The organism is Streptococcus infantis, assembly GCF_047465525.1.
Lineage (GTDB): Bacteria > Bacillota > Bacilli > Lactobacillales > Streptococcaceae > Streptococcus > Streptococcus infantis_R.
This window is the reverse complement of record NZ_JASGZS010000012.1, coordinates 1-14,112: the sequence shown is the minus strand read 5'-3', so window position 1 is coordinate 14,112 and position 14,112 is coordinate 1. Positions and strand designations below refer to the sequence as shown.

Annotated in this window: 10 protein-coding genes, 17 tRNA genes, 1 rRNA gene and 1 pseudogene; 4 read left to right on the top strand and 25 right to left on the bottom strand. The window is 42.3% G+C overall.

Going from position 1 to position 14,112, the window contains the following annotated elements:
• Position 1: 1 nt before the first annotated feature.
• The 7 genes from QM374_RS05925 to nrdR form a co-directional block, all read right to left on the bottom strand.
• The gene (locus QM374_RS05925) at positions 2-1,033 is read right to left on the bottom strand and encodes a 3-deoxy-7-phosphoheptulonate synthase (RefSeq protein ID WP_414311160.1); all 1,032 of its coding nucleotides are present in this window, start codon (positions 1,031-1,033) and stop codon (positions 2-4) included.
• An 81-nt stretch (positions 1,034-1,114) separates the two neighbouring features.
• Entirely contained in the window at positions 1,115-3,628 is a 2,514-nt protein-coding gene (secA, locus tag QM374_RS05920) for a preprotein translocase subunit SecA (protein WP_414311159.1), read from the bottom strand.
• A 592-nt stretch (positions 3,629-4,220) separates the two neighbouring features.
• Positions 4,221-5,531 (bottom strand): ribosome biogenesis GTPase Der, encoded by a 1,311-nt coding sequence (gene der / locus QM374_RS05915; protein ID WP_084852488.1) that lies wholly within the window; start codon positions 5,529-5,531, stop codon positions 4,221-4,223.
• 13 nt (positions 5,532-5,544) lie between these two features.
• Entirely contained in the window at positions 5,545-6,258 is a 714-nt protein-coding gene (locus tag QM374_RS05910; protein WP_414311158.1) for an NADPH-dependent oxidoreductase, read from the bottom strand.
• Positions 6,255-7,151, bottom strand: a complete 897-nt coding sequence (gene dnaI / locus QM374_RS05905; RefSeq protein WP_223140149.1) for a primosomal protein DnaI — start codon at positions 7,149-7,151, stop codon at positions 6,255-6,257. The genes QM374_RS05910 and dnaI overlap by 4 nt, the downstream gene beginning before the upstream one ends.
• Positions 7,152-8,318 (bottom strand): DnaD domain protein, encoded by a 1,167-nt coding sequence (locus tag QM374_RS05900; RefSeq protein ID WP_311522946.1) that lies wholly within the window; start codon positions 8,316-8,318, stop codon positions 7,152-7,154.
• Entirely contained in the window at positions 8,319-8,792 is a 474-nt protein-coding gene (gene nrdR, locus QM374_RS05895) for a transcriptional regulator NrdR (protein WP_414311157.1), read from the bottom strand.
• A gap of 139 nt (positions 8,793-8,931) precedes the next feature.
• Between nrdR and QM374_RS05890 the strand changes: the two genes are divergently transcribed.
• The 4 genes and pseudogenes from QM374_RS05890 (at position 8,932) to QM374_RS05875 (ending at position 12,413) form a co-directional block, all read left to right on the top strand.
• Positions 8,932-9,297 carry a GntR family transcriptional regulator gene (locus QM374_RS05890; protein WP_248035513.1) on the top strand — a complete coding sequence of 122 codons (366 nt, stop codon included), beginning with the start codon at positions 8,932-8,934 and terminating at the stop codon, positions 9,295-9,297.
• A 3-nt stretch (positions 9,298-9,300) separates the two neighbouring features.
• Positions 9,301-9,996: an ABC transporter ATP-binding protein gene (locus tag QM374_RS05885; RefSeq protein ID WP_414311156.1), complete on the top strand. Its 696-nt coding sequence runs from the start codon at positions 9,301-9,303 to the stop codon at positions 9,994-9,996.
• Positions 9,997-10,011: 15 nt separating this feature from the next.
• Complete coding sequence (locus QM374_RS05880) at positions 10,012-10,743, top strand: hypothetical protein (RefSeq protein ID WP_414311155.1); 732 nt, start codon at positions 10,012-10,014, stop codon at positions 10,741-10,743.
• Between the two features lie 306 nt (positions 10,744-11,049).
• Positions 11,050-12,413 (top strand): annotated as a pseudogene (locus QM374_RS05875) (ISL3 family transposase).
• Between the two features lie 73 nt (positions 12,414-12,486).
• On the opposite strand, the gene QM374_RS05870 reads toward QM374_RS05875, so the two are convergent.
• From QM374_RS05870 to rrf, 18 genes are all read right to left on the bottom strand, one after another.
• A tRNA-Ser gene (locus QM374_RS05870) sits at positions 12,487-12,574 on the bottom strand.
• Positions 12,575-12,580: 6 nt separating this feature from the next.
• A tRNA-Ile gene (locus tag QM374_RS05865) sits at positions 12,581-12,654 on the bottom strand.
• Positions 12,655-12,690: 36 nt separating this feature from the next.
• Positions 12,691-12,761: transfer RNA gene (locus QM374_RS05860), tRNA-Gly, on the bottom strand.
• Positions 12,762-12,774: 13 nt separating this feature from the next.
• A tRNA-Phe gene (locus QM374_RS05855) sits at positions 12,775-12,847 on the bottom strand.
• Positions 12,848-12,850: 3 nt separating this feature from the next.
• Positions 12,851-12,924, bottom strand: a tRNA-Met gene (locus tag QM374_RS05850).
• A 10-nt stretch (positions 12,925-12,934) separates the two neighbouring features.
• Positions 12,935-13,024, bottom strand: a tRNA-Ser gene (locus QM374_RS05845).
• An 11-nt stretch (positions 13,025-13,035) separates the two neighbouring features.
• A tRNA-Ile gene (locus QM374_RS05840) sits at positions 13,036-13,109 on the bottom strand.
• Between the two features lie 13 nt (positions 13,110-13,122).
• A tRNA-Met gene (locus QM374_RS05835) sits at positions 13,123-13,196 on the bottom strand.
• Positions 13,197-13,201: 5 nt separating this feature from the next.
• A tRNA-Pro gene (locus tag QM374_RS05830) sits at positions 13,202-13,275 on the bottom strand.
• Positions 13,276-13,291: 16 nt separating this feature from the next.
• Positions 13,292-13,365 (bottom strand) — tRNA-Arg (locus QM374_RS05825).
• 8 nt (positions 13,366-13,373) lie between these two features.
• A tRNA-Leu gene (locus tag QM374_RS05820) sits at positions 13,374-13,459 on the bottom strand.
• Positions 13,460-13,466: 7 nt separating this feature from the next.
• Positions 13,467-13,538 (bottom strand) — tRNA-Gly (locus tag QM374_RS05815).
• 27 nt (positions 13,539-13,565) lie between these two features.
• Positions 13,566-13,638: transfer RNA gene (locus QM374_RS05810), tRNA-Thr, on the bottom strand.
• A 12-nt stretch (positions 13,639-13,650) separates the two neighbouring features.
• A tRNA-Leu gene (locus tag QM374_RS05805) sits at positions 13,651-13,732 on the bottom strand.
• A gap of 5 nt (positions 13,733-13,737) precedes the next feature.
• A tRNA-Lys gene (locus QM374_RS05800) sits at positions 13,738-13,810 on the bottom strand.
• Between the two features lie 24 nt (positions 13,811-13,834).
• Positions 13,835-13,907, bottom strand: a tRNA-Asp gene (locus tag QM374_RS05795).
• A 2-nt stretch (positions 13,908-13,909) separates the two neighbouring features.
• Positions 13,910-13,982: transfer RNA gene (locus QM374_RS05790), tRNA-Val, on the bottom strand.
• Positions 13,983-13,986: 4 nt separating this feature from the next.
• A 5S ribosomal RNA gene (gene rrf / locus QM374_RS05785) occupies positions 13,987-14,102 on the bottom strand.
• Positions 14,103-14,112: the final 10 nt, after the last annotated feature.

Genomic DNA, 14,112 nt, shown 5'->3' with positions numbered 1-14,112 from the left:
ATTATTCTCCTAGTCTTTGGTAGATTTCACGCACAAGAGCCTCAGTATTTTCCCATCCTAGACATGGATCGGTGATAGATTTCCCAAAGACCTCTGGTTCATTTTGACGACCGTCTTCTAGATAAGACTCAATCATGAAACCACGAACATATTTTTTAATCTTTTCATTCCAATCGCGGTTAATCAAGGTCTGACGAACGATGCGAATCTGATCCATATACTGCTTGCCTGAGTTATCATGGTTGGTATCAATGATGATAAATGGATTTTCAAGGCCCATCTTTTCATACTGGGCAATAGTATCCATCAAATTATCATAGTAGTAGTTAGGAATATTTTTCCCGTATTCGTTAAGGGCACCACGGAGAATGGCATGGGATAGAGGATTTCCAGTAGTTTCGACTTCTTTCCCTAGGAAAAGGAAACTCTGCTTGTTTTGCGCTGCATAAATACCGTTGAACATGACATTGAGATTTCCAGATGTTGGATTTTTAAAACCTGTCGCAAAATCTGCTCCACTAGCTACAAAACGGTGTTGTTGGTCTTCAACCGAACGAGCTCCAACTGCCATATAAGAAATCAAATCATCTACCAAAGGAAGGTTCTCTGGGTACAACATTTCATCCGCTGTCGTCATTCCTGTTTCAGAAATAACACGGTAATGCAGGTGACGAACTGCCTTGATCCCATTGATGAGACTAGGTGCTTCTTTGGCATTTGGTTGGTGAATCAAGCCCTTATAACCATCACCATTAGTACGTGGTTTAGCAGTGTAGACGCGCATCACCATAAAGACGCGATCTTTGACTTCTTCTTGCAGTTTTGACAAACGCTTAGCATACTCAAGAACTGCTTCTTCATTGTCAGATGAACACGGACCAATCACTAACAAAATGCGTTGATCTTCACCACGAATAATCGCTTCAAGTTCTTGATCGCGTTGTTGTTTAGTGGCAAGTGCTTGTCCTTCTAATTTAGACAAACTACGAACTTCTTCAATATTAATTTTAGGGCTTTTGGCTGTAAATACCATGATTCATCCTCCTTATAAAGCAAACGGACGCCAAGCGAAAATTCACTTTTCACTAGGCATCCGCCTGAAAATTAGTCATTCTTAACGTCGTTTACCGTGACAGTTTTTAAATTTCTTACCAGAACCACATGGACACAAGTCATTACGCTTAACTTGGCTAAGATCCAAATCTGCAGGAAGCTCAGTCTGTTGTGCAGCAATATTACGAGCCGCTGTAGTACTGATATGACGCTCTGCTTGTGGACGCTCTTGTTCATGAATTTGTGCTTTCATCATCAAACGAGTCACATCAAACTCAATGGAACCAATCATATCATTAAACATACGGAAACCTTCTGCTTGATACTCAACGACAGGGTTGTTTTGTGCGTAACCACGAAGGCCAACAGCATTACGCAACTGATCAAGAGCATCGATATGGTCTGTCCACTTGTTGTCTACAACACGTAGGATCAAGACTTTTTGGAATTCTTTAACAGCTTCCTCATCTCGAAGCTTAGCAACTTGGCTATCGTAGACTTTCAAGGCACGTTGGTAAAGTTCATCTTTGATTGCTTGATCTGATAAACCTTCTAGGTCTGAAAGTGAAATTGAATCTTCTGGAAGCAAGTTGTATCTTGCAAAATTCAAGATAGCCTCTAGTTTTTCATCTTGTTTAGCACGCGCATGATTATCAACAACACGATTAATGGTGCGTTTAATCATCGCATGAATCTCAGGAGCCAAGTCGCGATCAGCAGTGATGACATCGTAACGTTGTGAGTAGATAATCTCACGTTGCTCACGCATGACATCATCGTATTGAAGGACTTGTTTACGTGTGTCGTAGTTGTTTCCTTCAACACGTTTTTGTGCTGCTTCAACCTGACGTGTCAACATACGAGATTTGATCGCTTCGTCTGACATATTAAGACGTTCAAAGACACCCTTCAAGCGCTCTGAACCGAAACGTTTCATCAAATCATCTTCAAGAGAAAGGTAGAATTGAGATTCCCCTGGATCCCCTTGACGTCCTGAACGTCCACGAAGCTGGTTATCGATACGACGGCTTTCATGACGTTCTGTACCGATGACACAAAGTCCACCAAGTTCACGAACACCTTCACCGAGCTTAATATCAGTACCACGACCGGCCATGTTGGTCGCGATTGTAACTGCACCACGTTGGCCAGCATTCATGATGATTTGAGCTTCTTTGTAGTGGTTCTTAGCATTCAATACTTCGTGAGGAACGCCTGCAGCTACTAATTTTTTAGAAATATAATCACTAGTTTCAACTGCAACAGTACCTACCAAGACTGGTTGACCTTTTTGGTAGCGAGCTTTTACATCTTCGACAACAGCCTTAAATTTAGCTTCAAGACTAGCATAAAGTACGTCTGGATGGTCAATACGTTGAACTGGACGGTTTGTTGGGATAGGAATAACACGAATATTGTAGATTTCGCGGAATTCTTCTTCCTCAGTCTTACCAGTACCTGTCATACCAGACAACTTCTTGTACATACGGAAGAGGTTTTGGTAGGTGATAGAAGCTGAAGTCTTGGTTTCATCTTGGATTGGCACACCTTCTTTAGCTTCAATCGCTTGGTGCAATCCATCAGAATAACGACGACCTTCCATAGTACGACCTGTAAATTGGTCGACAATCAAGATCTCCTGCTCTTCGCTGACCACATAGTCAATATCGAGAAGCATGATGTAGTTGGCACGAAGGGCGTTGTCGATAAAGTGAGTTAAGGCTACGTTTTCAATATCGTAGAGGTTGCTTAGATTGAAGTAGCTTTCGGCCTTGTCAATCCCTGAATCTGATAGACCAATCGTCTTAGACTGAATATCAATGATATAGTCATCCTTATCCAAAGACTTCACAAAATGGTCAGCCATATGATAGAGTTGGCTGGTTTCAACTGCATTGGCTCCTGAAACGATCAAAGGAGTACGAGCTTCGTCGATCAAGATTGAGTCAACCTCATCGACCAAGGCGTAGTTGAGTGGACGTTGAACCATATTCTCCGCACGAACGACCATGTTATCACGGAGGTAGTCAAATCCGATTTCTGAGTTGGTTGAATAAGTGATATCACACTCATAAGCTTCTTTTTTCTCCATTGGAGATTTAGCTGCCAAGTTGATCCCTACTGACAAGCCAAGCCATGAGTACAATTCACCCATCTCAGTCGCATCACGTTCAGAAAGGTATTCATTGACCGTAACTACGTGAACCCCTTTTCCTGAAAGAGCATTGAGGTATACAGGCATCGTCGCTGTCAAGGTTTTCCCCTCACCAGTACGCATCTCAGGAACGTCACCATGGTGAAGAACGATTCCCCCCATAACCTGAACCTTATACGGGAAAAGACCAAGAACACGCTTAGCTCCCTCGCGTACAACAGCAAACGCCTCATACAAAAGTTGGTCAAGAGTCTCACCATTTTGGTAGCGTTGTTTGAATTCTTCTGTTTTTGCTTGCAATTGCTCGTCTGTTAACACAGCCATTTCATCTTCATATTTTAGGACTTTGTCCGCCATCTTTTCCAGACGACGAATCTCTCCTTTATCATTTTCGATGATTGTTTTTAATAAATTTGCCATTTTTTTCCTTACTTTAAATTCTGAATATTTTAGAATGTTCTTTTTATTGTAGCATATTTGCCCAATTTTTTCAAGAAATATTCCGTTTTCCCTTAGGACGAAAAAAGGGCTAACCAAGGTGATTAGTTCCCTTAAAATCCCTCTTCCAAGGCTAGTTTTCTTTCAGGTACAATCTTTCCTATTTCTTTCAAGGAAGACTGGATTTCTTCTTTTCCAATCGCAGCTTATTCATAAATTTTAGACAAGCATAGATTTTCCAGTCATTGACTAAGGATAAAAGGACTAAAAGTAGCCAAATCACCCATCTAGCAAGATCCCTTGGTTCTTGTAAAATAAAGTTAAATAAGACTAGCGAAAAAAGAGTGAAGGTTAAACTAAACAAAGCCATTAGAGGTAAATAAAACCAATAAAAATAGTAAAAGACAGAAAAGTACTTACTTCCTGGCTGTACCTTCCCTTGCCAACGAAAAAAGTAAAAGTAGGGTGCCAAAATCAAGAATTTTAATAGTTTTTCCATCTCCTTACCTCTCCAACGCTTTCCTTATTTTATTATAGCAAAAAATCTGGAAATATCCTTCCAGATTCTGCTTTTTTATTTCCGTTTTCTTGCGATCAGATGAATCGGTGTTCCTTCAAAGACAAAGGCCTTGCGGATTTGATTTTCCAAGAAACGCAAGTAAGAGAAGTGCATGAGTTCTTCTTCATTCACAAAGATAACAAAGGTTGGTGGTTTGGTTGCCACTTGTGTCGCATAGAAAATCTTGAGGCGTTTCCCTTTGTCTGTCGGTGTTGGATTGATGGCGATAGCATCCATAATCACATCATTCAAGACAGCTGATGGGATACGGGTATTTTGACTCTCGCTGATTTGCTTGATCATCTCAGGCAACTTGTGGAGACGTTGCTTGGTCAAAGCTGATACAAAGATAATCGGTGCGTAAGGCAGGTATTGGAACTGCTCACGGATATCTTCCTCCCAGTTTTTCATGGTGCGGTTATCTTTTTCAAGCGTATCCCACTTATTGACCACGATAATCATCCCTTTACCAGCTTCATGGGCAAATCCAGCGATACGCTTGTCATACTCACGAATACCTTCTTCGGCATTGAGGACCATCAAAACTACATCTGAACGGTCAATAGCACGCATGGCACGCATGACAGAGTATTTCTCAGTATTTTCATAGACTTTACCAGATTTACGCATACCAGCAGTATCAATCATGGTAAACTCTTGACCGTCAGCATCTGTAAAATGAGTGTCAATGGCGTCACGAGTGGTACCAGCGACAGGGCTGGCAATGACGCGATCTTCTCCCAAAATGGCATTGATCAAGCTAGATTTTCCGACATTTGGACGACCAATCAAGCTGAATTTAATAACATCTGGATTTTCTTCTTCGACTTCATGTGGGAGATTTTCAACGATAGCATCCAGTACATCCCCTGTCCCGATACCATGAACAGATGAAATCGGTAGTGGTTCACCCAAACCTAGAGCATAGAAATCAAAGATATCATTTCGCATCTCAGGGTTGTCAACCTTGTTAACGGCTAGGATAACTGGTTTATGAGTTTTATAAAGTTTACGGGCAACGTATTCGTCCGCATCTGTAATTCCTTCTTTACCAGACACGACAAATACGATAACATCTGCTTCTTCCATGGCAATTTCTGCCTGGTGCTTGATTTGTTCCATGAAAGGAGCATCGACATCATCGATTCCTCCAGTATCAATCATACTAAAAGAACGGTTAAGCCACTCACCCGTGGCATAGATACGATCTCGCGTTACACCTTCAACATCTTCTACGATTGAGATGCGTTCTCCCGCGATACGGTTAAATAGGGTTGATTTCCCAACATTGGGACGTCCCACAATGGCAACAGTTGGTAAGGCCATGTTTTCTCACTTTCTACAATAACTTCTTCTGCTCAAGATTTTCTCGAGTCGAGCTTGGTTCTGGATTGCCGAATTGCTCTGCCAAACGTTGACTCCAAGTTGTAGTCGCACGCGCACCTGCATATTCAGTCTGTACACGGTCATAGGCTTCAATAGCCTCAGTTGACTGTTCTTGGTATTCTTCCTCAAAGACAACATTCTCTAGTGGTAATCTTGGTTTTACATCATGCTTTTGATTTGGCACACCTAGTGCAATCCCAAAGACTGGATAGGTATAGTCAGGAAGTCTGAACAATTCTGCTAATTCAACAGACTTGTAACGCACCAAACCGATAATCACTCCTCCGTAGCCTAGGCTTTCTGCCGCAAGCAAGGTATTTTGCCCAGCAAGCGCAGCATCTACTGAAGTGATGAGGAGTCCTTCCACCCCTTGAGGTTGGAAAACATCCGTATGGAGACGAGCCCCTTTTTCTGCACGGTTTAGGTCACCAACAAAAAGTAAAAAGGCTGCAGACTGGCGAATCGCTTCTTGAGGAACTAACTCAAATAAGGCATCCTTCTTTTCTTGACTTCTGACAAGAATGACAGAATACGATTGGAAATTTTTCCAAGAAGAAGCCATTTGTCCTGCAGACAAAATGGTATTTAAATCTTCTTGGGGAATCTCTTGCTCCTTAAATCTACGCACTGAAGTGTGAGCCTTCATTAATTTGATTGTTTCTGTCATCGGCGGTTTTCTCCTTCAAGTCTGGTTTCCTCTGCTAAATAACGAATGCGTTCCATGACGCGTCTAGCTTCCCAGGTTTCGTCATTTCCATTTTTCCCTTTAGCGAAATGCTTCTCCAAATCTTCAAAATTGAAGTTGGAGGTGAAAAAGGTCGGTAAATCTTCCTGCATACGATATTGGAGAATGACCTGCAGAATCTCGTCACGCACCCAAGCTGTTGATTGCTCGGCACCAATATCATCTAAAATCAAGACTTCAGCCAGCTTAATCTCATCCACCAAGGTCTTAACATTACCATCACCGATGGCATTTTTGACATCGATGACAAAGCTAGGATAGTGGAGGAGAGTTGATGAAACACCACGTTTTTCTGACAAATCATGGGCTAGGGCAGCCACCATGAAACTTTTACCCACACCAAAGTCTCCATATAAGTACAGACCTTTTCGAATAGCTGGATATTGCTCCACAAAGGCTAGGAGCTTTTCAAAAACGGATAAGCGTCCCAAATCATCCAAGTCTACTTGAGCTAGGCTAGCTTTTTTAAGACTAGCTGGAAGATTGATTAGCTTGAGACGGTTTTTAATCGCCGCTTCTTTTTCTGCCGCGATTAGCTCCGGAGTCTCTTCATAAGAGACATCTGCATAGCCATGGTTCATGACTAGGATAGGCTTGTAGCCACGCGCGATATAGTCTGTATCTCCTCGGAGGAACTTATCTCTCTCAGTGATGTATTGGTTAAACTTGGAAATACTACGGTTCAACTCCTCCTGACTGAGGGATTCTTTCTGGATAAAGGCCGCAACATCAGGGTCTTTCACAATTTGCTGGACCAAATCCTGATACTGAAATCGGCTTGGTTGACGCTTGAGTACGTCTCCGACACTTTCCATCTAGTCTCCTCCTTTTTCTAATCGAGCTAACATTTCTTTTTTCTTACGTTCTAGTTCTAAACGAGTTTCTTCGCTCGTTTCATTCTTATATTCAGGATTGCTCCATTTAGGCACATTGGTTTTTACTGGGGCAGTCTGATTCTGCTTTTGCGTTTTTGCTTTTTGGCCACGTTCACGAATACGGAGGACAGCCTCCTCGGCACTACGAATATTTTGATAGGCGTAGTCATTAGCCACCTTCATGGCGTATTTTTCATTGATATTGGCCGAATCAACCTTATTAAAGGTTAGGAGCAAGATAACATTGATCACTTCATCCAACAAGCCCAAGGCTGCCATCTGCTGGAGCAGGTCCCGTTCAGTCTGGGTAATATTTCCCTTGCGGGTCTGCTTGATTTCAGCAAGGAACTGCAAGGCTGTCTTTCTCTTAGCCTCTCGGATAATGGTTGCTTCCTTGGGACTAAAGTCAGAAGTCACAGGCTTTTGCGCTATCTTTTCACGGATGCGTTTGACAGAAATCACTTGCGACACTGCTGTCGCTTTGGCTACTTGATAAGTCTCAAACCAGGTCCACTTCTGCTCGTCTGCTATTGCAAACAAGGCCAAAACATCCGAAGTCTCATCTTGAAAACGAAGACCATCGCGAGCCATGAGCTGACGGAAATGCTCCAAATCAAAATCATCTGCTAGAGGCTGACTACTAGAGGTTTCTTGACTCGCAGACTCGGATAACTGAGGGAAAATTTGACTCAAGGCCACCGAGATCGGCTCCCCTTCAACACTATCCTGTCTCATGGCTGCAACCGCACTATCCCCAATCATTTTTTCTAATAAGGTCCGATAAACTGTATGTTGTAAAAATTCTTGAGTTGATAAGGGAGAATGGAGTAACAAGTTATAGGCCTCTCCCTGCTGATAGAGAGTCACCAATTTCATGGCTGTCAGAGTTTTAAAAGCCTTTAAAAGGGTATCCATCCCAAAATTCAGATGATTGAGCATGGCTGCAAAGAGATGTTCTTTTTGACCACCATCCCAAAAAGTCACAGCATAAAGATAGAGGCTCAGCGCCTCCTGACCGATAATCGGGAGGTAGCACTGCACCATTGATGAGGTATCTTGCGACACCCGATTATTCTTTACAAAAGAAAAACGGTCATTTGGCTTCATTTATTTTTCCTTTTTCTTTTTAGAGGATTGTGTAATCTGCTGGAGTAGGCTTTCAAGCTCACTCACATCCTTAAAGCTACGGTAAACGCTGGCAAAACGTACATAAGTAATCTCATCTAACTCTGCCAACTCTTCCATAACCAAGGAGCCAATAACCTCACTCTGAATTTCATTTTCATTGCGACTACGGAGTTTTTGTTCGATGCGATTGACCACCATGCCAATTTCATCACTGGACACTGGACGTTTCTGGGCTGAACGAATAATCCCGTTAAAGATTTTATCTCTTGAAAATTGTTCCCGTGTACCATCTTTTTTGACCACAACTAGTGTTCTCTCTTCAACACGTTCATAGGTTGTAAAACGATGCTGACACTCTTCACACTCACGTCTTCTTCTGATTGTATTTCCTTCTTCAGCCTGGCGACTATCGATCACACTTGATTTTGTAGTGCCACATTTTGGACAACGCATGCCTTTCCCTCCTTGTCGTTTTCTTTTCATTATACCATTTTTTAAGAGATTCCCAAAATAATTCTCCTTTTGGCTTGACAAGTTTTTTGTTTTGTTGTATTATTTAATTAACACAAAGGTAATTAGAACGGAGATCGTGATGTCTTGGACATTTGATAACAATAAACCCATTTATGTGCAGATTATGGAGAAAATCAAATTGCAGATTATTTCCCATAAACTTGAGCCCAATCAACAGCTTCCAACCGTTAGAGAATTGGCAAGCGAGGCAGGGGTCAATCCCAACACCATCCAGCGTGCCCTATCGGACTTGGAGAGAGAAGGTTTCGTTTATACCAAGCGGACGTCAGGACGCTTTGTCACAGAGGATTTGGACTTGATCCTCCAATCCCGTAAGCAACTGTCAGAAGAACAGCTGCAACAGTTTGTAACAGGCATGGTAGAATTCGGCTATGAAAAAGAAGAACTACCGACTGTTTTGAGAGATTATATTGAAGGAGTTTAAACTATGACCTTGTTAGCATTTGAAAATGTGTCAAAATCCTATGGAGCAAGTCCTGCTCTTACAAATGTTTCCCTTGAAATTCCAGCTGGAAAAATCGTTGGCCTCCTTGGTCCAAACGGTTCTGGAAAGACAACCTTGATTAAACTAATCAACGGCTTGCTACAGCCAGAGGAAGGGCGTATCCTCATCAATGGCATGGAACCAAGCCCAACAACTAAAGCAATTGTTTCTTATCTTCCTGATACGACCTACCTCAACGAGCAGATGAAGGTCAAGGAAGCTCTCACTTATTTCAAGACCTTCTACCAAGATTTTAATCTGGAACGTGCTCAAGGTCTCCTTCGTGACCTTGGCATCGATGAGAATAGCCGTTTCAAGAAACTCTCAAAAGGGAACAAAGAAAAGGTTCAGTTGATCCTTGTCATGAGTCGTGATGCTCGTCTATACGTCCTTGATGAACCAATCGGTGGTGTCGACCCAGCAGCTCGTGACTATATCTTGAACACCATCATTAACAACTACTCTCCAACTTCGACTGTCTTGATTTCAACTCACTTGATTTCAGATATCGAACCAATCTTGGATGAGATTATCTTCCTCAAGGATGGAAAAGTCGTCCGTCAAGGAAATGTTGATGATATTCGCTATGAGTCTGGGGAGTCTATCGACCAGCTCTTCCGCCACGAATTCAAAGCCTAAATAAAGGAGATTATTATGTTTTGGAATTTAGTTCGTTATGAATTTAAAAATGTTAACAAATGGTATTTAGCCCTCTATGGTGCTGTGTTAGCACTTTCTGGTCTTATCGGAATTCAAGCAAAGACCTATAACAATCTACCCATCAAAGAAAGTCAACCTATTCTACTTGTTTTTCTTGCACTCGTATTTGGTGGCTTGATGATTACGCTTGGGATTTCAACCTTGATTTTGATCATCCGTCGCTTCAAAGGTAGTGTCTATGACCGACAAGGTTATCTCACTTTGACCTTGCCAGTTTCCGAACACCAGATTATCCTAGCCAAACTCTTTGGGGCCTTCATTTGGTCTCTGATCAGTTCAGCAGTCTTGGTTCTGAGCATTTATATCATTCTTGTGATCATTGAGCCTAATTCTGTTGATTTCCTTGCTTTTAAAGACTTGTTCCAACAGTACCTAGACAGTATCAGCTTATCTCTGATTTCATTCATCCTCAGCACTGTAGCAGGCATACTATGCATCTACTTGGCAATCTCAATCGGACAACTCTTTAATGAATACCGTACAGCTCTTGCAGTTTTAGCCTATATTGTCATTCATATTGTCCTTGGATTCAGTGATCTCTTCTTAAACTTTGGTACCCATTACAATATGATGCTTACTTATGAAATCTTCAAAGATCTAATCCTTATCGCAGTCTTCTATCTCGGAACCTACTACATCTTGAAAAACAAGGTTAATCTTCAGTAATCATTCAGAGGCTAGTTAAAAACTTAATTTTATAGTGGATTGAACTTAGAGTAGCACGTCATGGATTCTAAAACATTTATTAGACATTGTTTTGACTTTCCTAACCTATTTGTTCATATCTTATTTCAATCAACTATAGTAAAAAATGAAATAGATCTGTCTATGATAAAACGCATATTATCGGCTCTATAATATTTGTAGTGGGTAAATCCCCTATAGATATTATGGAGCCTATTTTTGTTGTAGAAAAAAAGTCCCATATGACCTATAATGAAAAGTAACCAAACCATCATTAGAAAGAATCATATGGAACAATTACATTTTATCACAAAACTACTCGATATTAAAGACCCTAACATCCAGATTCTAGACATCATCAATATGGATATCCACAAAGAAATCATCGCTAAACTAGATTATGAGGCTCCACCTTATCCTGATTGCGAAAATCAAATGAAGAAATATGACTTTCAAAAATCGTCTAAGATTCCTTACCTCGAAACGACTGGTATACCTACCAGAATCCTCCTTAGAAAGCGTCGATTCAAGTGCTATCAGTGCTCGAAAATGATGGTCGTTGAGACTTCTCTCGTCAAGAAGAATCACCAAATTCCTCGTATCATCAACCAAAAGATTGCTCAAAAACTGATTGAAAAGACTTCTATGACCGACATTGCTCATCAGCTTTCCATCTCAACTTCAACTGTCGTTCGTAAGCTCAATGACTTTCACTTTAAGCATGACTTTAGCCGATTCCTTAGATTATGTCCTGGGATGTTGAAACAGTCAGGGGAGTGACTGTTTCAATCGGGAGATGAAGATGAGTTTTATCGCACAAGACTTTGATAATCTCAACATTATCACCGTTCTTGAAGGAAGAACACAAGCTGTCATCCGAAATAACTTTCTGCGCTACGATAGAGCCGTTCGTTGTCAGGTGAAAATCATTACTATGGATATGTTTAGTCCTTATATAACTTGGCTAAACAGCTTTGCTTTCGAATTTCCACGCTCAGGCTGAAACAGTCTCCCAGACTGTTTCACTCCCGTACTCTAAAATTGTGTCGGATTGCTTTCACCCTTCGTTTTTATATTTCTAAACAGTCCACTGGACTGTTTTACTCCAACATCTTAGCCGTGCTATGAGTCGTGTGCGTGTTCAAATCATGAATCAGTTTGAGCGAAAATCTCATGAATACAAGACTATCAAGCGCTACCGGAAGCTCATCCAGCAAGATAGTCGTAAACTGAGTGATAAACGATTTTATCGCCCTACTTTTCATATGCACTTGACGAATAAAGAAATTCTAGATAAGCTTTTGAGCTATTCAGAAGACTTACAATCTCACTATGATCTCTATCAACTATTGCTTTTTCACTTTCAGAATAAAGAGCACGAGAAATTTTTCGGACTCATTGAGGACAATCTAAAGCAGGTTCATCCTCTTTTTCAGACTGTCTTTAAGACATTTCTCAGGGACAAAGAGAAAATTGTCAACGCCCTTCAATTACCTTATTCCAACGCCAAATTGGAAGCAACCAATAATCTCATTAAACTCATCAAACGCAATGCTTTTGGTTTTAGGAACTTTGACAACTTTAAGAAACGAATTTTCATCGCTCTGAATATAAAAATGGAGAGGACAACGATTGTCCTCTCCAGATGTTAGCTTTTATTCAACCCACTACAGTTAACAAAGAGCCTTTTAAAGTCAAAAAAAGAGCTTTTAAGCTCTTCAACTACGGAGAATAAGGGATTCGAACCCTTGCGCCAGTTACCCGACCTAACGATTTAGCAAACCGTCCTCTTCAGCCTCTTGAGTAATTCTCCTATTAATGGGCACGAGTGGACTCGAACCACCGACCTCACGCTTATCAGGCGTGCGCTCTAACCACCTGAGCTACGCGCCCAAGTTAAATAACTTGGTAAATGAACTAAATGTTCAAAGCGGGTGACGAGAATCGAACTCGCGACAACAGCTTGGAAGGCTGTAGTTTTACCACTAAACTACACCCGCATAAAAACAAATATGGCGCGAGACGGAATCGAACCGCCGACACATGGAGCTTCAATCCATTGCTCTACCAACTGAGCTACCGAGCCTTATTGCGGGAGCAGGATTTGAACCTGCGACCTTCGGGTTATGAGCCCGACGAGCTACCGAGCTGCTCCATCCCGCGTTAATAATAAAGGAGGATGTGGGATTCGAACCCACGCACGCTTTTACACGTCTGACGGTTTTCAAGACCGTTCCCTTCAGCCGGACTTGGGTAATCCTCCATAGTATTTAATGGACCTTGTAGGACTTGAACCTACGACCACTCGGTTATGAGCCGAGAGCTCTAACCAGCTGAGCTAAAGGTCCAACAAGATCATTATAGCGGCGAAGGGGATCGAACCCCCGACCTCCCGGGTATGAACCGGACGCTCTAGCCAGCTGAGCTACACCGCCATCAATCGGGAAGACAGGATTCGAACCTGCGACACCTTGGTCCCAAACCAAGTACTCTACCAAGCTGAGCTACTTCCCGAGTTAAATAGAAAAAATGCACCCTAGAGGAGTCGAACCTCTAACCGCCTGATTCGTAGTCAGGTACTCTATCCAGTTGAGCTAAGGGTGCTCATTATATGCCGAGGACCGGGATCGAACCGGTACGATCGTTACCAATCGCAGGATTTTAAGTCCTGTGCGTCTGCCAGTTCCGCCACCCCGGCCTCTCTAAGCGAACGACGGGATTCGAACCCGCGACCCCCACCTTGGCAAGGTGGTGTTCTACCACTGAACTACGTTCGCATCGACCTCTTGGTTATATTAAAAAAATGCCGGCTACATGACTTGAACACGCGACCCTCTGATTACAAATCAGATGCTCTACCAACTGAGCTAAGCCGGCTTATTTCTATTATGCGGGTTAAGGGACTTGAACCCCCACGCCGTTAAGCGCCAGATCCTAAATCTGGTGCGTCTGCCAATTCCGCCAAACCCGCAATGATGACCCGTACTGGGCTCGAACCAGTGACCCATTGATTAAAAGTCAATTGCTCTACCAACTGAGCTAACGAGTCTAAAATAACTTCCGTTATCTTAAACGGTCCCGACGGGAATCGAACCCGCGATCTTCGCCGTGACAGGGCGACGTGATAACCGCTACACTACGGGACCTATGGGAGTTAACGGGATCGAACCGCTGACCCTCTGCTTGTAAGGCAGATGCTCTCCCAGCTGAGCTAAACTCCCTTTAGCTAAGCGACTTCCTTATCTCACAGGGGGCAACCCCCAACTACTTCCGGCGTTCTAGGGCTTAACTGCTGTGTTCGGCATGGGTACAGGTGTATCTCCTAGGCTATCGTCACTTAACTTTGAGTAA

Excerpts from the sequence above, each read along its gene's own strand:
- QM374_RS05925 (WP_414311160.1), bottom strand. The coding sequence starts at position 1,033 with ATGGTATTTACAGCCAAAAGCCCTAAAATTAATATTGAAGAAGTTCGT.
- secA (WP_414311159.1), bottom strand. The coding sequence starts at position 3,628 with ATGGCAAATTTATTAAAAACAATCATCGAAAATGATAAAGGAGAGATT.
- der (WP_084852488.1), bottom strand. The coding sequence starts at position 5,531 with ATGGCCTTACCAACTGTTGCCATTGTGGGACGTCCCAATGTTGGGAAA.
- QM374_RS05910 (WP_414311158.1), bottom strand. The coding sequence starts at position 6,258 with ATGACAGAAACAATCAAATTAATGAAGGCTCACACTTCAGTGCGTAGA.
- dnaI (WP_223140149.1), bottom strand. The coding sequence starts at position 7,151 with ATGGAAAGTGTCGGAGACGTACTCAAGCGTCAACCAAGCCGATTTCAG.
- QM374_RS05900 (WP_311522946.1), bottom strand. The coding sequence starts at position 8,318 with ATGAAGCCAAATGACCGTTTTTCTTTTGTAAAGAATAATCGGGTGTCG.
- nrdR (WP_414311157.1), bottom strand. The coding sequence starts at position 8,792 with ATGCGTTGTCCAAAATGTGGCACTACAAAATCAAGTGTGATCGATAGT.
- QM374_RS05890 (WP_248035513.1), top strand. The coding sequence starts at position 8,932 with ATGTCTTGGACATTTGATAACAATAAACCCATTTATGTGCAGATTATG.
- QM374_RS05885 (WP_414311156.1), top strand. The coding sequence starts at position 9,301 with ATGACCTTGTTAGCATTTGAAAATGTGTCAAAATCCTATGGAGCAAGT.
- QM374_RS05880 (WP_414311155.1), top strand. The coding sequence starts at position 10,012 with ATGTTTTGGAATTTAGTTCGTTATGAATTTAAAAATGTTAACAAATGG.